Consider the following 18529-nt stretch of genomic DNA (forward strand, 5'->3'; position numbering starts at 1 on the left):
CTTGTTCGGCAACAAGCAGGTCGAGGCGCTCGGTGACAAGGAGCTCCTCGCCAAGCACGCCCAGGGCGATCCCCGCGCCTTCTCCGTGCTGGTCTCCCGGCACCGCGACCGCATGTGGGCGGTGGCCCTGCGCACCATCGGCGACCAGGAGGAGGCCGCCGACGCCCTGCAGGACGCCTTCCTGTCCGCCTACCGGGCGGCCGGCAAGTTCCGCGGCGAGTCGGCCGTCACCACCTGGCTGCACCGGATCGTGGTCAACGCCTGCCTGGACCGGCTGCGCCGCCGCACCGCCCGGCCCACCGTCGCCTTCCCCGACGACGACGTCCTGGACTCCGTCGCCCCCAAGGGTCCCGACCCGACCTCCGCGCACGAGCTCAGCCTGGACGTCGCCGACGCGCTGCGGAACATCCCCTTCGAGCAGCGGGCCGCGCTCGTCCTGGTGGACATGATGGGCTACAGCGTCGACGACGCCGCCCAGGTGCTGGAGGTCCCCCCGGGCACGATCAAGAGCCGGTGCGCCCGGGGCCGCGCGAGATTGGCGCCACTTCTCGGCCATCTCCGGAACCGGGCGGGCGGCTCCGTCGTCGGACCTTCGAATGACTCTCAGGTCCGCGCCGTACCCCGCCAGGCTGGACCTTCGGTGCTCGAAGAAGGAGGGAGCGCGTCGTGAACGGACACCATGTCGACTATGACGTGCTCGCGGATCTCGCCGAGGGGCTGCTGGAAGAGCAGCCCGCGACTTCGGTCCGTGCGCATCTGGAAAAGTGTGCGGAATGCCGGGATCGCTCGGACGATCTGCAGAGCGTCAGCCAGATCCTGGCGGCGGCGCCACTGCCACCGCTGCCGGAGTCCCTCGCGGCCCGGCTGGACGCGGCGGTGCTGGCCGAGGCCACCGAGGGGGCGCCGGTCATCGACCTGGCCGCCCGCAGGCGGATGAGGATGCAGCGCGTCTTCGCCGCGGCGGCCGCCGTGGCCGTCGTCTCCGGCGTGGGTGCGGCCCTGGCCAACGGGGCCCTGGAAGCGGGCTCCGAGCAGGCGGCGCCCGCCGCCCTCCTGTGGGGGCGCACTCCCGTGCCGGTGGCGTCCGCGGACGAGCTCCCGCTGGTCACCAGCGCCACCCGGTACCAGGACGCCACCCTGGCCGCCCAGGTCGAGGACCAGCTCGACAGGAGCAAGGACGTGCGGGCCGGAACGGTGCCGCCCCGCATCCTGGACTGCGTGAAGGCCGTCGCGGGCCCGGCCGCGCAGGTCCTGCTGGTGGACAACGCCTGGTTCGACGGGCGCGAGGCCACCGTGATCGTGGTCTCCGACGGCCGTGCGGACGACGCCCTCGTCTACGCCGTCGGCGCCCAGTGCTCCGCCCAGGAGCCGGACCTCTTCGCCACCACCCGCATCTCCGGCTGACCGGCGGGCGCTACGCCGAGCGGGCCTGACCGACCTCCGCCAGGAAGTCGAGGGCGATCGCCCAGGCCTGCTCGGCGTAGTGCTCGTCGTAGTCCGGCAGGTCCGGGTCGGTGAAGAGGTGGCCCGCGCCCTGGTAACGGAAGATCTCCACGTCCGCGCCGGCCCGGCGCATGTCCAGGTACCAGCTGTTCAGCCAGTCGGCCGTCTCGTACAGGTCCGGGTCGGCCACGTGCAGCTGCACCGGCAGGTCCGCCTCGACGTCCTCGGCCAGGTCCGACGTGCCGTGCACGAGCAGCAGCCCCCTGGCGTTCTCGTCGGCCAGCCCCACCGTCTGCGCGATCGCCGCGCCCAGCGAGAAGCCCGCGTAGACCAGCCCGGTGCCCGAGTGCGGCGCGGCGGCCCGGACCGCCCGCTCCAGCAGGGCGTCCCTGCCGATCTCCTCGAAGATCACCTTGGCGTCCGCCATCGTGTCGGCGGTGCGGCCCTCGTACAGGTCGGGCACGTGCACCACGTGCCCTGCCCCGCGCAACCGCTCCGCCGCCCCCCGTACCGCCGGTCGCAGCCCGTACACCGAGTGGAACAATAGGATCTCCGCCACGGCTCCTACCCTAATGCGGCCACGGGCCGCACGATCGGCCGGGAATGAGCGGGCCATAGGATTCGTTGTCGCCACCGCATGGCACAGGCCAAAGAAATAGGGAGCAGCAGTGAGCACCGACATCCGCAATGTGATCATCATCGGATCCGGTCCGGCCGGGTACACGGCGGCGATCTACGCGGCGCGGGCGGATCTCAAGCCGCTGCTGTTCGAGGGCTCCGTCACCGCCGGCGGCGCGCTCATGAACACCACCGACGTGGAGAACTTCCCCGGCTTCCCCGACGGCATCATGGGCCCCGACCTCATGGACAACCTGCGCAAGCAGGCCGAGCGGTTCGGCGCCGAGCTCGTCACCGACGACGTCACCGAGGTCGACCTCACCGGCAACCCCAAGGTCGTCAAGGTGGGCGAGGAGTTCCACTACGCCAAGGCCGTCATCGTCGCCACCGGCTCGGGCTACCGCGAGCTGGGCCTGGAGAACGAGAAGCGGCTGTCGGGCCGCGGCGTCTCCTGGTGCGCGACCTGCGACGGGTTCTTCTTCCGCGACCAGAACATCGCGGTGGTCGGCGGCGGCGACACCGCCATGGAGGAGGCGATCTTCCTCACCAAGTTCGCCCACGTGACGGTGGTCCACCGCAGGGACACGCTGCGCGCCAGCAAGATCATGCAGGAGCGCGCGCTGGCCAACCCGAAGATCACCTTCCTGTGGGACAGCGAGGTCGTCGACGTCCTGGGCGAGGAGAAGGTCACCGGCCTGAAGGTCCGCAACGTCAAGACCGACGAGATCGGCGAACTCGACGTCACCGGCCTGTTCATCGCCATCGGCCACGACCCGCGCAGCGAGCTGTTCAAGGGCCAGCTCACCGCCGACGACGACGGATACCTGCTGGTGCAGCACCCCACCACCAAGACCGAGATCCCCGGCGTGTTCGCCTGCGGCGACGTGGTCGACCACGTCTACCGCCAGGCGATCACCGCCGCCGCCAGCGGCTGCTCCGCCGCGATCGACGCCGAGCGTTACCTCCAGGAGGGCTGAGAACAGATGGATGCAGTGACCGACAAGACCTTTCAGAGCGAGGTCCTCGACAGCGACAAGCCGGTCCTCGTGGACTTCTGGGCCGAGTGGTGCGGGCCCTGCCGCATGGTCGCCCCGATCCTCGAGGAGATCGCGGCCGAGCACGGCGACAAGATCTCGATCGTGAAGCTCAACATCGACGAGAACCCCAACGTCCCCCGCGAGTACGGGGTCATGCAGATCCCGACCATGAACGTCTACCAGGGCGGCCAGGTCGTGAAGCAGATCATGGGCGCCAAGCCCAAGGCCGCCCTGCTGCGGGACCTCGCCGAGTTCCTGTAGCCCTCAAGGCCCCTGACGCCGAAGGCCCGCCCGGAGAACCTCCGGGCGGGCCTCGTCATGTCACGGTGCGGCGGGGGCGTCCTCGGCCGCGGGCGGGACCACCGGGGCGGGGACGACGGGGGCGATGGGAGGCACGACGACGGGGGGCGCCGCGGGCAGGTCGACCTCGAACTCGCACCAGCCCGTCCAGGGGCCGCCGCCGAAGTCGTCGAAGCCCTGGAGGCGCCAGCGGTAGTCGCCGTCCTTCTTGAAGGTGCCGACGGGCAGGTCGACCGTGAAGTTCCGCGGCTCGTTCGGGGCCGAGAACTGCATCTTGGACACCGGCGCGCCCTCGCCGCCGACGGTCTCCCACTCGACGCGCAGGCCGATGAAGCCGCCGTCCGGGTCGGAGGTCGTGCCGGTGAACGTGGCGGCGCCGTCGCGGATCACGGGCGCCGCCGCGCCGACCTGGCAGCCGGCGCCGTCGAGCGACGCGTTGGCCACCGGCTGCGGCCTGTTCGCCGCCGGGTTGCCCAGGCCGCCCTCGTCGTCGTTGTCGCTGTGCGCGCGGAGGGTGAGCTTGGCGGCGTGGGAGAGCTTGAGCGACTTCTTCGTCTTCTTCTCGCTGGTGGCGACCAGGCGGAAGCTGATGTTGTCGCCGCCCTGCGCCAGCACCCGGCGCGCGGCCTGGGTGAGGTCGACGTCCAGCGCCTTGCCCGAACACCTGGGCTTCACGGTGCCCAGCGTCCGGGTGGCCTTCGGCTGCTTCTTCCAGGTGGGCCTGCCCGAGAGCGTCCGGGTCTGCTGGACCTTGACGGCCGGCGCCCCGCCGCGGCGGCACGCGCTGGGCGACTTCACGGGGATGCGCAGCCGGACGGAGGTGACGACGTCCTCGCTCATCACGTCGCCGAGGTCGACCCGGTAGTAGGCGCGGTGCACGGCGCCGCCCGTCCGCCCGACGGGGACGGCGCCCTTCTTCTTGTAGAAGGACTTCTTCGGCTTCTTGTTCGTCACGTACGCCCAGACGACGTTCGGCGACGCCTTGGCCCGCGCGGCCGGCGCTCCGGGCGCGGGCGCGGCCTGCGCGGCGGGCGCCAGGAGACTCGTCGACAGGGCGGCGGCGGCGGTGAGCGCGGTCAGGCGGGCTTTCACGCGGGAGACCTCTTCGGGATGGGGGACGGTGCCGGGAGCCTACCGGTCCGCTGTCCGAAAAGGGATGGCGATCGCAGAAAACGATGCACGGCCCAGAAGGCCTCAGACGGGCCGCAGCGCCCCTTCGGGGGTCATGGACCCCAGCAGGCGTTCCAGGGCCACCTCGACGTCCTCACGCCACGACAGGGCCGAACGCAGGTCGAGCCGCAGCCGCGGGTAGCGGTGGTGCGGGCGTATCGTCTTGAAGCCGACGGAGAGCAGGTAGTCGGCGGGGACCATGCAGCCGCCCTCCTCGGTCTTCAGGTCGCCGAACGACTCGATCGCCTTGACGCCGCGGCGGGTGAGGTCCTTGGCGACGCCCTGGACGAGCATGCGCCCCAGCCCGCCGCCGGCGTACTCCGGGAGGATGTGCGCGGTCATCAGCAGGACGGCGTCCGCGGAGACCGGGCTCGTGGGGAACGCCGCCGAGCGCGGCACATAAAGCGGCGGTGCATAAAGCACGAATCCGGCGGGAATATCATCCACGTAAGCGATTTTCCCGCAGCTGCCCCATTCGAGCAGCGTCGCGGAGACCCAGGCTTCCTTCTCCAACTCGGGGGCTCCGGCCTCCACGGCCCGTTCCCGGCTCACCGGGTCCAGTTCCCAGAACACGCAGTGGCGACAGCGGCGCGGCAGGTCGACGAGGTTGTCGAGCGTGACGTTCACAAGGCGACGTGACACCGGGCGCACACCTTCCGTCGTGGTCGGTCGATCAGGCCGCCCTCTCGGTGGACTCTGCGCTTCGAGTCAACCGAAATGACCCCGCAGGCATCGTATCCAATACCGACCGTCGGGAACCGTGCCCCGTGCCGTACGGTGGTACCCGGCCCAGCGCCTCATGCAGGAGGAAAGAAAATGGAGACCACCCGCAGCGACTCGCATCTCGACCGTTACGCCGCCCGTGCCCGTGGCATGGTGGCCTCCGAGATCCGAGCTCTCTTCGCGGTGGCATCCCGGCCGGAGATCGTGTCCCTGGCGGGCGGCATGCCGTTCATCGACGCGCTGCCGCTGGACGGGGTCGGCGCGATGCTCCAGCACCTCGTCGCCACCCGCGGCGGCGAGGCCCTGCAGTACGGCTCCGCCCAGGGCGACCCGGAACTGCGCGAGCGCATCTGCGACGTGATGGCCCTGGAGGGCATCACCGCCAGCCCCGACGACATCACCGTCACCGTCGGCTCCCAGCAGGCGCTCGACCTCATCACCAAGATCTTCGTCGACCCGGGCGACGTGGTGCTCGCCGAGTCCCCCTCCTACGTGGGCGCGCTCGGCACCTTCGCCTCCTACCAGGCCGAGGTCGTGCACATCCCGATGGACGGCCAGGGCATCGTCCCCGAGGCGCTGCGCGAGACGCTGACGCGGCTGCGCGCCGAGAGGCGCCGGGTGAAGTTCCTCTACACGGTGCCCACCTTCCAGAACCCGGCGGGCGTGACCCTGTCGGTACCGCGCCGCGCCGAGATCCTGGCGCTCGCCGAGGAGTTCGACCTCCTCATCATCGAGGACAACCCGTACGGCCTGCTGAGCTTCGACGCCCCGCCGCCGCGCCCGCTGCGCGCCGATGAGTCCGAGCGCGTCATCTACCTCGGCTCGTTCTCCAAGACGTTCGCCAGCGGCTTGCGCGTCGGCTGGGCCCTGGCCCCGCACGCCGTCCGCGCCAAGCTCGTGCTCGCCGCCGAGTCCGCGATCCTCTCGCACAGCAACCTCACCCAGCTCGCCGTCCGCGAGTTCCTCAAGACCCACCCGTGGCGCGACCAGGTGAAGGCCTACCGCGAGCTGTACCGCGAACGCCGCGACGCCATGCTCGACGCCCTCACCGAGACCATGCCCGAGGGCACCACGTGGACCCGCCCCGCCGGCGGCTTCTTCGTCTGGCTCACCCTCCCCGAGGGCCTCGACTCCAAGGCCATGTCCCCCCTGGCCATCGCCAACCGCGTCGCCTACGTCCCCGGCACCGGCTTCTACGCCGACGGCCAGGGTCACCGCCACATGCGCATCTCCTACTGCTACCCCGAGCCCGCCCGCATCCGCGAAGGCGTCCACCGCCTCGCCTCCGTCATCGACCAGGAACTCGCCCTGCGCGACACCTTCCGCTGACCGGCTCCACCCCCGCCGCCGCCCGACCACCCGGGCGGCGGTTTTCTTTTCCCCCGCCGAACGCCGACGGCGTGCGGGTGGAGGCGTGGGATGGGCGGGGGGCCGGGAGGCGTAGGGTCCTGTTCCATGGAACGGGTGATCGTGTTGGCCGGTGGCATGTCGTACGAGCGTGAGGTCTCGCTGAGCTCGGGGCGGCGGGTGGCGGACGCTCTGAAGCAGGTGGGGATGCAGGTGGAGATCAGGGAGGCGGACGCCGGCCTGCTGCCCCTGCTGATGGAGGACCCGCCGGATCTGGTGTTCCCGGTGCTGCACGGCGCCGAGGGGGAGGACGGCGCCATCCGGGAGGTGCTGGAACTGCTCGGCGTCCCCTACGTGGGGGCGCGGCCCGACGCCTGCCGGCTGGCGTGGGACAAGCCGACGGCGAAGGCGGTCTTCCGGCAGGCGGGCCTGGCCACCCCCGAGTCGGTGACCCTGCCCAAGGCCGCCTTCCACGATCTGGGCGCGAGCGCCGTCATGAAGGCTGTCCTGGACAAACTCGGCCTGCCCCTGTTCGTGAAGCCGACCCGCGGCGGGTCGGCGCTGGGCGCGTCGGTCGTCCGGGAGGCGGCGGAGCTGTCCACCGCGCTGATCGGCTGCTTCTCCTACGGCGACGTCGCCCTCATCGAGCGCTTCGTCACCGGCACGGAGGTGGCCGTCGGCGTCATCGAGGTCGACGGCGAACCCACCGCGCTCCCCGCCGTGGAGATCATCCCCCTGGGCGAGAGCTACGACTACACGGCCCGCTACACCGCCGGCCAGACCGAGTTCATCACCCCCGCCCGCCTCTCCCCCGAGGCCACCGAACAGGTCCGCCGCACGGCCCTCGCCGCCCACCACGCCCTGGGCCTCCGCCACCTCTCCCGCAGCGACATCATCGTCGACACCGACGGCACCCCCCACCTCCTGGAGGTCAACGTCGCCCCCGGCATGACCGAGACCAGCAGCCTCCCGCTGGCTCTCCACGCCTCCCACCTCACCATCACCCAGATCCTCTCCTCCCTCTGACCCGCCGTCCCCTCCCCCGGCGCCGGAGACCACTCCCGTTCCACGTGAAACAAGAACCCGGAGCCGCCCGGTCCGAGGGCGCCGACCCTCGGACCGACCCTCCCAGCCGGATCTCCACGCGGCCCGCCCGGTGAATCTCCATGTGACCCGCTTTCGGAACCCCACGGCGTCTTCCGCCGCCGGTTCCACGTGAAACCAGCCAGACCGTTCTATGGCTCGTCCGCACCACTGCAACCGTATCCCGGGCTCTCATCAAGCGCTTCGCTTCATGACACCGACAGCCGACGTCCGAGAATCAGCTCTCTGGTAGCGCCGGTATACGGCTGCCGAACCGTCAGCGACGACAGCACTCCCGCCTTTGCGGACCCTCAGCGCCACAGGGCGGCGCGCTGCGCTCCGCCCTGTTCCACGTGAAACCGATCGGCCTGCATCCTCATCGACGTTCCACGTGAAACCACTCCAGGCCGTCTACATCCCTGCGGCTCCCGCCAAGCGTCCTGTCGTTCCACGTGAAACCGAACCCATGGCTCCGAGGGAAGAGGACTGCCGTTGCGCAGGATCATTCGGCGCGGTTCGTCCGGGGAAATCGCTTCCCGTACGGGGTCTCGGGTATCCCGAAGCGAAGACGATCCAAGGCGGTCATCGACAACGGCCCCCTCGCATCCCTGACGCGGCCGAACCGGTTGTGGCTGCGAGCCGCGCCGGTTCGGTCGGCCGCAACGGGCGTCCTCGTCGGCGCTCGCGCATACTCGCCTTCACGGCGCACCACTTCGAACGAAGCACCGGGCTTCCCCCGGCCCGTTTCACGTGAAACCCATCATTGACGCCTGGGCACAGGTGCTCTTCTGCTTTGCCCGCCCCCTCCGACCCCGGGCGGTCCCGGTCGCTGGGCCTGACGGTTCGACCACCTGTGCGCGTCCAGTTTCACGTGAAACCGCGCCTCGGTTTCTCGTCTCTACGTACGTCTCTGCCCGGCCGAGAGCAAAGCGTTGAGCGGAAGCGATTGCCGACCGGGTGCCCGTCGACTTCCCTCACATGCCGTTTCACGTGAAACGGCTGCGGTCGACTCACGTGAAATCGCTGCGGTCGACGGAGCGGGCCGTCGGAGGGACCGGTGGGTGAGGAGTCGGTGGGGAGGGAAAAGAAAAAGGCCCTCCGGGGAGGGCCTTTGGGGAAGGGGTGGGATCAGGTGGACTCGTCGTCCGTGGGGGCCATCGTGGCGATGATGCGCTCGAGGTCCTCCAGGGTGGCGAACTCTACGACGATCTTGCCTTTGCGGGCGCCCAGGTCGACGCGGACCCTGGTCTCGTAGCGTTCGCTGAGGCGGTCGGCGAGGGCTTCGAGGCCGGGGGCCGCGGGCTTGCGGACGGGGCGGCGGGCCTGGGGCTGGGGGTCGTCGGCCTCGCGGAGGGCGATGATCTCCTCGACGGCGCGGACGGACAGGCCTTCGGCGACGATGCGGGTGGCGAGCGCCTCCATCGCCTCGGGGGAGTCCAGGCCGAGGAGGGCGCGGGCGTGTCCGGCGCTGAGGACGGACGCGGCGACGCGGCGCTGCACGGCCGGGGGGAGGTTGAGGAGGCGGAGGGTGTTGCTGATGTGGGGGCGGGAGCGGCCGACGCGGGTGGCGAGCTGCTCGTGGGTGGCGCCGAAGTCGTCGAGGAGCTGCCGGTAGGCGGCCGCCTCCTCCAGCGGGTTCAGCTGCTGGCGGTGGAGGTTCTCCATGAGGGCGTCACGGAGCAGGTCGTCGTCCGAGGTGTCCCGGATGATGGCGGGGATCGTGTCCAGGCCGGCCCGCTGGGACGCGCGCCAGCGCCGCTCTCCCATGATCAGCTCGTAGCGGGTGGCGCCCGCGGGCGTCTCGCGCACCACGATCGGCTGGAGCAGGCCGACGATCGAGATCGAGGCGGCCAGCTCCTCCAGCGCCTCCTCGTCGAAGTGGGTGCGGGGCTGGCGCGGGTTGGGGGTGATCTCCTTGACGGGCAGCTCCGCGAAGCGGGCGCCGTCCACCGTGTCGAGGTCGGCCTCGCCGAACGGGCCCCCGGCGTGCTCCGCCGCGGCCGCCGCGACGGGTGCCGTCGGGATCAGCGCGCCGAGGCCCCGGCCCAGGCCCCGCGGCTGACGTGAAGCGCTCATTCATCGACCCCCGTAGGCGTACATGTACTCAGTGGTTCGTCCAGCCGCGGACAGCACGCCCTCAGGCGCCCTCTCCCCGCCGGACCGCCCGGTGCGCCTCAACGCACCTTCGGCCGCGAACAGCGCGCCACCAGGCGCACGTTCTTCAACAAAAAGCCCGGCGCGCAGCCGCTCACGGCCCGCCGTGAGCCACGCGTCGCGGGCCAGGCGTCCAGCCGCGAACGGCACGCTGCCGGACACACGTTCTTCAACGGCCCGCCCAGCCCGCGCCAGCGCGTGCTCGGCCGCAGTCCGCGCGCCGCCGGACACACACTCCACGGTGGACCGTTCGATGGGCGGCAGCTCATGACCTACGCCGTCAGTCGCACGCTCCACAGTGGATCGTCCGGCGCGCAGCCGCTCACGGCCCGCCGTGAGCCACGCGTCGCGGGATACACGTCCAGCTGTAAGCGGCGCATCGTGGGATACGCGGCCAGCCGTGAATGGCGCGTCGCAGGATACGCGGCCAGTCGCGAACGGTGCTTCGTTGGGCGGGTGCTCTTCAGGGGAGTGCCCGGTGTGGGGTGGCGCGGGTGGCGCGCCGTTGGGCGTGGGGGGGTGGGTGGGGGTCACGTGGCGACCTCGGCCCAGCGGTGGGCGATCTCCGAGGCGGCTTCGCTGTAGGCGAGGGCTCCGGTGGAGCCGGGGTCGTAGGTCATGACGGACTGGCCGTAGCTGGGGGCCTCCGAGACCCGGACGCTGCGGGGGATGACCGTCTTCAGGACCGTCTCGCCGAAGTGGGAGCGGACCTCCTCGGCGACCTGCGCGGCGAGCCTGGTGCGGGCGTCGTACATCGTCAGCAGGATCGTGGAGACGTTCAGCGTGGGATTGAGGTGCGAGGTGACCAGGTCGACGGTGCCGAGCAGCTGGCTGAGCCCCTCCAGCGCGTAGTACTCGCACTGGATCGGGATCAGCAGCTCGTCCCCGCCGACCAGGGCGTTCAGGGTGAGCAGGCCGAGCGACGGCGGGCAGTCGATCAGCACGTAGTCGAAGCGGCTCTTGTCGTAGTCGTCCAGGGCGCGCCGCAGCCGCGACTCGCGGGCCACCTTGGAGACGAGCTCGATCTCCGCGCCGGCCAGGTGGAGCGTGGCGGGGGCGCAGTAGAGGTTGGGCAGCTCCGGCGAGGCCATGACGATCTCGGCGAGCGGCCGCTCCTCGATCAGCACGTGGTACATGGAGGGCACGTCCGCGTGGTGGTCGATGCCCAGGGCCGTGGAGGCGTTGCCCTGCGGGTCGAGGTCGACGACGAGCACCTGCGCCCCGTGCATCGCCAGCGCGGCCGCCAGGTTGACCGACGTGGTGGTCTTGCCCACCCCGCCCTTCTGGTTGGCGACGGTGATCACCCGGGTCTGCGCCGGGCGGGGCCATTCGTTGTCGCCCCGCTGGGCCATCACCTGCCGTGCGGCGGCCGCGGCCCGCGCCACCGGATTCCCGGTGCCGGGAGGCGGGACCAGCGTTTCACGTGAATCCACGGTCTGCTCCGTCTCCATGCGCGGCGCGACAGACGCCGTCTCGGCTGTCCCCTGCATACTGAACGCGTGGCCTGATGACGGCTCCACCGCGGGCTCCTTCGTCGAAGAGAGGGGGGCTCAGCCGCTCGTCGGCGACCGGTCACCCTTCCGCTTGCTCCTTCTGCCTCCACGCTCGGGAATCCGTTCGGCGACGAGCCGAACGAGCGTCGTCGGCGGATCGACCTTACCCTGCCCTACCAGGAGGAGCTCAGCCCTGCGCACGCCGAGCTTGCGCAGCACGGGCTCGGCCTCGGCGAGTTCCTGCGCCGCGCGCTCCCCCTTGAGGGCCAGCATCTCGCCGCCGACCCGCAGCAGGGGCAGCCCCCAGGTGGCCAGCCGGTCGAGCGGGGCCACCGCCCGCGCCGTCACGACGTCCACCGCGTAGTCCTTGGCGACCTCCTCGGCACGCCCCCGCCGGACGGTGACGTTGGCGAGGCCGAGCTCCTCGACCGCCTCGTTGAGGAAGGTGGTGCGCCGCAGCAGCGGCTCCAGCAGGGTGATGTCGAGGTCGGGCCGGACGATCGCCAGGACCAGCCCGGGCAGCCCGGCGCCGGAGCCGATGTCGATCACCGAGGCCCCTTCGGGCACCGCCTCGCTCAGCACCGCGCAGTTGATCACATGCCGCTCCCAGAGGCGGCCCACCTCGCGGGGGCCGATGAGCCCGCGCTCCACTCCGGCGGTCGCCAGGAGACGCACATACCGTTCGGCGACGGGCAACGCCGCGCCGAAGACCTCCTGTGCCCGCGGCGGTACGGCTTCCGGCTGCTCAGTCATCGGTTCTTCCCCACAATCAACGATGGTTCCACATGCGCCGCGCGCCCGCGAAACCCGACGCCGCCATCTTCCCCGTGACGCTCCCCGTCCGCGGGAATTCCGGCAAAACAAAAGCCCCCGCACAGAGCGGGGGCTTTCACCACGATCTTCCCAGAAGACCTCCGGCGAACCGAGGATCGCCGTCAGCTCGGGTAGACCACCACGTAGCGCTCGGGCTCCTCGCCCTCGGACTCGCTGCGCAGGCCCGCCGCGGCGATCGCGTCGTGGACGATCTTGCGCTCGAAGGGGGTCATCGGCGCCAGCGGCTTGGGCTTGCCGTCGCGCTTGACCTCCTCGCACACGTCGCGGCCGAGCTTGCTCAGCTCCTGGCGCCGGCGCTCCCGGTAGCCGCCGACGTCCAGCATGAGCCGGGTGCGGTTGCCGGTCTGCCGGTGCACCGCGAGCCTGGTCAGCTCCTGCAGCGCCTCCAGGACCTCGCCGCGCTTGCCGACCAGTTCGTCCAGGTCGCTGCCCACGACGGACACCATGGCCCGTTCGCCCTCGACGTCGAGGTCGATGTCGCCGTCGTAGTCGGCGATGTCGAGCAGGCCCTCGATGTAGTCGGCGGCGATGTCGCCCTCTTGCTCCAGCGCCTCGATCTCGGCTGCTGCGGTTTCGGCCACCGCTGTCTCCGTTTCCTGGATGGGAGTGTCAATCTAACGCTTGGAGGAGCCTGTTCGCTTGCTTCTCGACTGCCGCGTCGGCTGCTTGCGCACGACCGAGGGGCCTTCCTTGCGGATCTCCGCGGCCGCGGCGGCCTCGTCGGCGCGCCGCTTCTTCAGCAGGCTGCCCTTGCCGGACTCCTCGGCCTTCTTGGCGCCCTCCTTGACGGCGGGGGCCTTGGCGCCCTTGGCGCCCTTGGCGTCCTCGGGGAGGGGCATCGGGTAGCGCTTGTGGATGTAGTGCGTCTGCGCCAGCGTCCAGGTGTTGGAGGTGACCCAGTAGAGCAGCACGCCCAGGGGGAAGCCGAGGCCGAAGAGGCCGAAGACCGGGGCCAGCCAGACCATCATCTTCTGGGCGGTGGCCATGGGGTTGTCCGGGTCCATGGCCGGCTGGCGGGACATGCTCGCCCGCATGGTGAGGAAGGTGGTGGTCGAGGAGATGATCACCGCGATGGCGCAGACGATGACGCCGCTGGTCGAGGATCCCCAGGACTTGAGGAAGCTGTCGGAGATGCTCGCGCCGAAGATGCTGGCGTGGTTGGCGCTGTGGACGAGCTCGGCAGAGATGCCGTGGCTGCCGTTCCCCTCCTTGGCGTTCGCCATCTTGTTCAGCACCTGGAACAGCGAGATGAAGATGGGGAACTGGATCAGCAGCGGCAGGCACCCGGCGACCGGGTTGGCCCCGTTCTCCTGGTAGAGCTTCATCGTCTCCTGGTTGAGACGCTGCTTGTCGTTCTTGTACTTCTTGCGCAGTGCCTGGAGCTGCGGGTTCAGCGCCTGCATCTTGCGGGAGGACTGGATCTGCTTCACGAAGAGCGGGAAGATCAGGATCCGCATCAGCACGGTGAGCAGTACGATCGACCCGCCCCAGGCCCACCCGCTGTCGGGGTCGATGCCGAGGAAGGTCAGGCCACTGTGGATCTTGATGAGGATCCACGCCACGGCCCGGTACAACGGGTCAAGCGTCACCGGTCTGCTCCTAGCGAGTCTGTGTCTGAGGGCTCAGGGGTCGTGTGTTCGGCGCCGGACGCCTCGCCGCGGCCGGTACGTGTACGCGGTACAGGAACCGGATCGTACCCGCCGGGATGAAAGGGATGGCACCGGGCGACACGTGCGACGGTCAGCCAGAAGCCGTGGAGGGCGCCGTGCGTCCGCAGGGCCCCGAGTCCGTAGGCGCTGCAGGAGGGCTCGAACCGGCAGGTGGGCGGCAGCAGCGGGCTGATGAACCGCCGGTAGAAGTGCACGAAGCCGATCAGCGTCCACGCGATCGGCCCCGGTCTCCCGCTCATCACTGCCCCTTGCCCGACGGTCTCAGCAACCGGCCGAGCGCGGAGTCGAGATCCCGGGCCAGTTCCTCCGACGATGCGGACGCCGCCTTGGGGTTGGCGCGCACCACCAGCAGGCTACCCGGCGGCAGCAGGTCCAGCCGGTCCCGGACGAGATGCCTCAACCGGCGCTGCACCCTGCCGCGCACGACGGAGTTGCCCACCGACTTGGAGACGATGAAGCCCACGAGGGAGTTCCCGTCGGCCTCCCCACCGGTGAAAAGGTGCGCAACGAGATGCGGCCGCCCGGCGCGGACACCGCGCCGGACGGCCAACGTGAACTCGTGGCGCCGCCGCATCCGGTGACCGGAGGGCAGCATGGGTCGATCGTCAGACCGCGACGCGCGTGCGGCCCTTGCGCCGACGCGCGGCGAGGATCGCCTGGCCGGCACGGGTGCGCATGCGCAGCCGGAAGCCGTGCTTCTTGTGACGACGACGGTTGTTCGGCTGGAACGTACGCTTGCTCACTGCTGACTCCTGCTGCTCTGACGATAAGGATCGCATCGCGGGCACGTTTGGTCCCTCGCAGCGGGGGCCCGTCCACCTGTCGAAAGCTTGACGGGCACGCGTCACCACCATCGATGCGACTCGACCGTAGAACGTTACGTTCTCCCCGCCCATCGGGTCAAACGGAAGGGTCTCGACCGCCTCCGCGCGGCCCTCCCCGCCCATGGCCAGAGTTATACACAGCTTGTGGACAAACCTGTGGATGAAACATGAGAGAGTAGGGTCTTCCCGCTCCTGAAGGTCCCCCTGAGCTCTGGCTTGAGGCCCCGCGCGGACGACGGGCGGGAGATCAAAGATACGCATGGGGGAGGCTTCACAGTGGACGGACAGGACCTCGAGTCCCTCTGGAACCGCTCGGTCGACGCCCTCCCCGAGGTCCCCGCCCACCAGCGCGCCTGGCTCGGCGTCACCCGGCCCATCGGCATCTTCGACGGCATGGCGCTGCTGGCCGTGCCCAACGACTTCGCCAAGAAGACGCTCGAACAGCGGGTGACCTCCCTGATCGAGACCACCCTCTCCCAGGAGCTGGGCCAGCCGATCCGGGTGGTGCTGACCGTTCAGCCGGAGATCTCCCGGCAGCCGCCGCCCCCGCCGGTCCAGCAGCCCTCCTACCCCGCCCCCGCCCCGCAGCAGCAGCCGTACGAGCAGCGGCCGGAGCCGCGGCAGGGCTTCCCGCAGCCGGAGTCCCGTCCACAGCCCGGGTACGAACCCCGCCCCGCGGATCTTCGTCCACAAGATCTTCCACAGGCTGAGGACCCTCTGACCTCGGGCTCCACAAGTTATCCACAGGCCGGTGGACAACTTCCTCCACAACCTGCGCGCCCTTCCCACATCGTCGGCCACACCTTCGGCGGCCACGAGCCCGAGCTGTTCACCCCCGCCGCGCACTCCCCCCCTCCCCCCGAGCCCGCGCAGCCCGAGGTCGTCTCCCCGCCCGCCCCCTGGCAGGGCGGCGGCAGCCGGGGGGGCGACGGTGAGGCCCAGGCCAAGGGGACCATCGAGGCCGCCCGGCTGAACCCCAAGTACACCTTCGAGACCTTCGTCACCGGCGCGAGCAACCGCTTCGCCCAGGCCGCGGCGGTCGCCGTGGCCGAGTCGCCGGCCAAGGCGTACAACCCCCTGTTCATCTACGGGGACTCCGGCCTCGGCAAGACGCACCTCCTCCACGCCATCGGCCACTACGCCCGGAGCCTGTTCGACGGCGCCCGCGTGCGGTACGTCAGCTCGGAGGAGTTCACCAACGACTTCATCAACGCGATCCGCGACGGCAAGGCGGAGAGCTTCCGGCGCCGCTTCCGCGAGGTCGACATCCTCCTGGTGGACGACATCCAGTTCCTGGAGGGCAAGGAGCAGACGCAGGAGGAGTTCTTCCACACCTTCAACACGCTCCACAACGCCAACAAGCAGATCGTCATCTCCTCCGACCGCGCCCCCAAGCAGCTGGTCACCCTGGAGGACAGGCTCCGCAACCGCTTCGAGTGGGGCCTGATCACCGACGTCCAGCCGCCCGAGCTGGAGACACGGATCGCGATCCTGCGCAAGAAGGCGGTGCAGGAGGGGCTGGCCGCCCCGCCGGACGTGCTGGAGTTCATCGCCACGAAGATCTCCACCAACATCCGGGAGCTGGAGGGGGCGCTCATCCGCGTCACCGCGTTCGCCAGCCTCAACCGGCAGTCGGTCGACCTGCGCCTGGCGGAGATCGTCCTGAAGGACCTCATCCCCGACGCCGGGGGCTCCGAGATCACCGCGGGCATGATCATGGCCCAGACCGCCACGTACTTCGGCATCGAGATCGACGACCTGTGCGGCGCCTCGCGCTCGCGGGTCCTGGTGACCGCCCGCCAGATCGCGATGTACCTGTGCCGCGAGCTCACCGACATGTCGCTGCCCAAGATCGGCCTGCAGTTCGGCGGCCGCGACCACACCACGGTCATGCACGCCGACCGCAAGATCCGCTCGCTGATGGCCGAACGGCGTTCGATCTACAACCAGGTGACCGAGCTGACCTCGCGCATCAAGCAGCAGACCCGCGGCACTCGCTGAACCACCTGAACCCCACCCATCCCCGGATCATTTCGTCACTGCCTGTGGATAAAGTTGGGGACAACCTGTGGACATCATGGGGACAACCTGTGGACGAGCTGTGGATGTCCTGTGGACGATTTCTCGACCATTTCTCATGCCCTGTGGACGAACTCGTGGATAACCTGTGGAGAACCTGTGAATTACCTGGGGAAAACCTGGTGGGGGCCTTCCCTCGTCCACAACCTATTTCCATCCACTTTCGCCCGATTTGCTCCCGCAGAATGTCACCGCTGTGGATAACCTGTGGAGAACCTGTGGGCAAGTCGAGATCAAATTGGGGACGAGCTGTGGACAGGTTTCCGCCGTCCACAGGGGCCCCGGTTGTCCACAGTTGCCTACCCACAGGCGCGGTGGATAAAACTTCGGCTCTGAGCTGGGGCGGGATGGGTTATCCACGGTTTCCACAGCCCCTATGACTATGACTACTCCAGTTATCCAGCGAAGCAACGAAGATCAGTACCCATCAGGGTCCCGCGGGTCCGCGTTCCACCGGGCCCCGTCCACACCCCTGGGGAAGCCCTTGAAAACCCTCGACGATCAGGAGGCGGGTCCATGAAGTTCCGCATCGACCGTGACGCTCTCGCCGACGCCGTGGCCTGGACGGCCCGCACCCTCCCGGCCCGTCCGCCCGTCCCGGTGCTGGCGGGCATGCACCTGGAGGCCTCTGAGGAGGGCCTGAGGCTGTCCGCGTTCGACTACGAGGTCTCCGCCCAGGTCTCGGCCGAGATCGACTGCCACGAGGCCGGCACGGCCCTCGTGAGCGGCCGGCTGCTTGCCGAGATCTGCCGGGCGCTGCCTCCCCACCCCGTGGACGTCACGACCGACGGCGCCAAGGTCACGCTCAAGTGCGGCAGCGCGAAGTTCACCCTCCAGACGATGCCCGTGGAGGACTACCCTTCGCTGCCCTCGCTGCCGCCCGTCGCGGGCACCGTGGGCAGCGACGAGTTCGCCGTGGCCGTCGCCCAGGTGGCCATCGCCGCGGGCCGCGACGACACGATCCCCATGCTCACCGGCGTGCGGGTGGAGATCGACGGCGACACCGTCACGCTGGCCTCCACCGACCGCTACCGGCTCGCCGTGCGCGAGCTCAAGTGGAACCCCGACAGCCCCGACCGCACGGGCGTCGCGCTCATCCCGGCCAAGACCCTCGCCGACACCGCCAAGTCGCTGACGTCCGGCGCCGAGGTGAAGATCTCCCTGGGCGGCGGCGACGGCAAGGACGAGAACATCATCGGCTTCGAGGGCGGCGGCCGTAAGACGACCTCGCGCCTGCTCGACGGCGACTTCGTGAAGTACCGCTCGCTGTTCCCCGCCGAGTACGCCGGGTATGCCGAGGTTCAGACCGGTCCGTTCGTCGACGCCCTCAAGCGCGTCTCCCTGGTGGCCGAGCGGAACACCCCTGTGCGGCTCTCATTCCACCAGGGAGAGGTCGTCCTGGAGGCGGGCACCGGAGATGAGGCCCAGGCCGTCGAGGCCCTGGAGGCGTCTCTGGAGGGCGAGGACATCGACATCGCCTTCAACCCGGGCTACGTGCTCGACGGGCTCGCCCAGATCGCGTCGGACATCGCCCGGCTGTCGTTCACCACGCCGACCAAGCCGGCGGTGCTCACCGGCAAGCCCCTCGACGACGGCGGGACGCCCGGCTACCGCTACCTGATCATGCCCGTCCGCCTCTCCGGCTGACCCGGTTCGCCCGCGTTCGTCCACAGGCCCGCGGCGCCCTGTGGACAGACCGCCGCGCATCCGGTCGGAAGTGCCATATCGAGCAGGCATCCCCACCCCTGTGGATA

19 protein-coding genes are annotated in these 18529 nt (G+C 70.0%); 8 read left to right on the forward strand and 11 right to left on the reverse strand.

Translation table 11 applies throughout. The features are described from left to right. Position 1 precedes the first annotated feature (1 nt). Both sigM and ABD140_RS04895 read left to right on the forward strand, forming a co-directional pair. On the forward strand, positions 2-670 hold the full coding sequence (sigM, locus tag ABD140_RS04890) for an RNA polymerase sigma factor SigM (RefSeq protein WP_344237126.1): 669 nt from the start codon (positions 2-4) through the stop codon (positions 668-670). Further along, positions 667-1404, forward strand: coding sequence for a cupin domain-containing protein (locus tag ABD140_RS04895; RefSeq protein WP_344237127.1), 738 nt, complete (start codon positions 667-669; stop codon positions 1402-1404). The genes sigM and ABD140_RS04895 overlap by 4 nt, the downstream gene beginning before the upstream one ends. A gap of 10 nt (positions 1405-1414) precedes the next feature. Here ABD140_RS04895 and ABD140_RS04900 read toward each other — a convergent pair whose 3' ends face one another. Beyond that, positions 1415-2002 (reverse strand): dienelactone hydrolase family protein, encoded by a 588-nt coding sequence (locus tag ABD140_RS04900; protein ID WP_344237129.1) that lies wholly within the window; start codon positions 2000-2002, stop codon positions 1415-1417. A gap of 109 nt (positions 2003-2111) precedes the next feature. Here ABD140_RS04900 and trxB point away from each other — a divergent pair, with 109 nt between their 5' ends. Continuing rightward, positions 2112-3038, forward strand: coding sequence for a thioredoxin-disulfide reductase (trxB, locus tag ABD140_RS04905; protein ID WP_344237131.1), 927 nt, complete (start codon positions 2112-2114; stop codon positions 3036-3038). Between the two features lie 6 nt (positions 3039-3044). Beyond that, entirely contained in the window at positions 3045-3359 is a 315-nt protein-coding gene (gene trxA, locus ABD140_RS04910) for a thioredoxin (RefSeq protein ID WP_344237133.1), read from the forward strand. A 60-nt stretch (positions 3360-3419) separates the two neighbouring features. On the opposite strand, the gene ABD140_RS04915 is transcribed toward trxA, so the two are convergent. Further along, the gene (locus ABD140_RS04915; RefSeq protein ID WP_344237135.1) at positions 3420-4490 is read right to left on the reverse strand and encodes a DNRLRE domain-containing protein; all 1071 of its coding nucleotides are present in this window, start codon (positions 4488-4490) and stop codon (positions 3420-3422) included. A gap of 102 nt (positions 4491-4592) precedes the next feature. Then, positions 4593-5210: a GNAT family N-acetyltransferase gene (locus ABD140_RS04920; RefSeq protein ID WP_344237137.1), complete on the reverse strand. Its 618-nt coding sequence runs from the start codon at positions 5208-5210 to the stop codon at positions 4593-4595. A gap of 174 nt (positions 5211-5384) precedes the next feature. On the opposite strand from ABD140_RS04920, the gene ABD140_RS04925 reads away from it, so the two are divergent. Together ABD140_RS04925 and ABD140_RS04930 are read left to right on the forward strand one after the other, a co-directional pair. Next, positions 5385-6620: an aminotransferase-like domain-containing protein gene (locus ABD140_RS04925; RefSeq protein WP_344237139.1), complete on the forward strand. Its 1236-nt coding sequence runs from the start codon at positions 5385-5387 to the stop codon at positions 6618-6620. Between the two features lie 126 nt (positions 6621-6746). Further along, entirely contained in the window at positions 6747-7664 is a 918-nt protein-coding gene (locus ABD140_RS04930; protein WP_344237141.1) for a D-alanine--D-alanine ligase family protein, read from the forward strand. A 1185-nt stretch (positions 7665-8849) separates the two neighbouring features. Here the strand turns inward: ABD140_RS04930 and ABD140_RS04935 are convergent. The 8 genes from ABD140_RS04935 to rpmH form a co-directional block, all read right to left on the reverse strand. Then, positions 8850-9797 carry a ParB/RepB/Spo0J family partition protein gene (locus tag ABD140_RS04935; RefSeq protein WP_344237143.1) on the reverse strand — a complete coding sequence of 316 codons (948 nt, stop codon included), beginning with the start codon at positions 9795-9797 and terminating at the stop codon, positions 8850-8852. Positions 9798-10405: 608 nt separating this feature from the next. After that, the gene (locus tag ABD140_RS04940) at positions 10406-11326 is read right to left on the reverse strand and encodes a ParA family protein (protein WP_425544079.1); all 921 of its coding nucleotides are present in this window, start codon (positions 11324-11326) and stop codon (positions 10406-10408) included. 99 nt (positions 11327-11425) lie between these two features. Next, a complete protein-coding gene (gene rsmG, locus ABD140_RS04945; protein WP_344237145.1) occupies positions 11426-12121 on the reverse strand; it encodes a 16S rRNA (guanine(527)-N(7))-methyltransferase RsmG in 696 nt (231 codons plus the stop codon). Between the two features lie 182 nt (positions 12122-12303). Continuing rightward, entirely contained in the window at positions 12304-12783 is a 480-nt protein-coding gene (locus ABD140_RS04950) for a Jag family protein (RefSeq protein WP_344237147.1), read from the reverse strand. Between the two features lie 33 nt (positions 12784-12816). Continuing rightward, entirely contained in the window at positions 12817-13791 is a 975-nt protein-coding gene (gene yidC / locus ABD140_RS04955; protein ID WP_344237149.1) for a membrane protein insertase YidC, read from the reverse strand. After that, positions 13788-14111 (reverse strand): membrane protein insertion efficiency factor YidD, encoded by a 324-nt coding sequence (gene yidD, locus ABD140_RS04960; protein ID WP_344237151.1) that lies wholly within the window; start codon positions 14109-14111, stop codon positions 13788-13790. Before yidD ends, yidC begins: the two co-directional genes overlap by 4 nt. Beyond that, on the reverse strand, positions 14111-14467 hold the full coding sequence (gene rnpA / locus ABD140_RS04965; protein ID WP_344237153.1) for a ribonuclease P protein component: 357 nt from the start codon (positions 14465-14467) through the stop codon (positions 14111-14113). Before rnpA ends, yidD begins: the two co-directional genes overlap by 1 nt. Positions 14468-14477: 10 nt before the next feature. Further along, a complete protein-coding gene (rpmH, locus tag ABD140_RS04970) occupies positions 14478-14615 on the reverse strand; it encodes a 50S ribosomal protein L34 (protein ID WP_344237155.1) in 138 nt (45 codons plus the stop codon). A gap of 357 nt (positions 14616-14972) precedes the next feature. On the opposite strand from rpmH, the gene dnaA reads away from it, so the two are divergent. Together dnaA and dnaN are read left to right on the forward strand one after the other, a co-directional pair. Further along, a complete protein-coding gene (gene dnaA, locus ABD140_RS04975; protein ID WP_344237157.1) occupies positions 14973-16697 on the forward strand; it encodes a chromosomal replication initiator protein DnaA in 1725 nt (574 codons plus the stop codon). A gap of 594 nt (positions 16698-17291) precedes the next feature. Then, complete coding sequence (dnaN, locus tag ABD140_RS04980) at positions 17292-18422, forward strand: DNA polymerase III subunit beta (protein WP_344237159.1); 1131 nt, start codon at positions 17292-17294, stop codon at positions 18420-18422. Positions 18423-18529 lie beyond the last annotated feature (107 nt).

It is taken from the genome of Actinocorallia libanotica, assembly GCF_039525175.1.
Lineage (GTDB): Bacteria > Actinomycetota > Actinomycetes > Streptosporangiales > Streptosporangiaceae > Actinocorallia > Actinocorallia libanotica.

Bases quoted from the DNA above. Each gene is read 5' to 3' on its own strand.
- trxA (WP_344237133.1), top strand. From the start codon at position 3,045: ATGGATGCAGTGACCGACAAGACCTTTCAGAGCGAGGTCCTCGACAGC.
- ABD140_RS04925 (WP_344237139.1), top strand. From the start codon at position 5,385: ATGGAGACCACCCGCAGCGACTCGCATCTCGACCGTTACGCCGCCCGT.
- ABD140_RS04930 (WP_344237141.1), top strand. From the start codon at position 6,747: ATGGAACGGGTGATCGTGTTGGCCGGTGGCATGTCGTACGAGCGTGAG.
- ABD140_RS04935 (WP_344237143.1), bottom strand. From the start codon at position 9,797: ATGAGCGCTTCACGTCAGCCGCGGGGCCTGGGCCGGGGCCTCGGCGCG.
- ABD140_RS04940 (WP_425544079.1), bottom strand. From the start codon at position 11,326: ATGGAGACGGAGCAGACCGTGGATTCACGTGAAACGCTGGTCCCGCCT.
- rsmG (WP_344237145.1), bottom strand. From the start codon at position 12,121: ATGACTGAGCAGCCGGAAGCCGTACCGCCGCGGGCACAGGAGGTCTTC.
- yidD (WP_344237151.1), bottom strand. From the start codon at position 14,111: ATGAGCGGGAGACCGGGGCCGATCGCGTGGACGCTGATCGGCTTCGTG.
- rnpA (WP_344237153.1), bottom strand. From the start codon at position 14,467: ATGCTGCCCTCCGGTCACCGGATGCGGCGGCGCCACGAGTTCACGTTG.
- dnaN (WP_344237159.1), top strand. From the start codon at position 17,292: ATGAAGTTCCGCATCGACCGTGACGCTCTCGCCGACGCCGTGGCCTGG.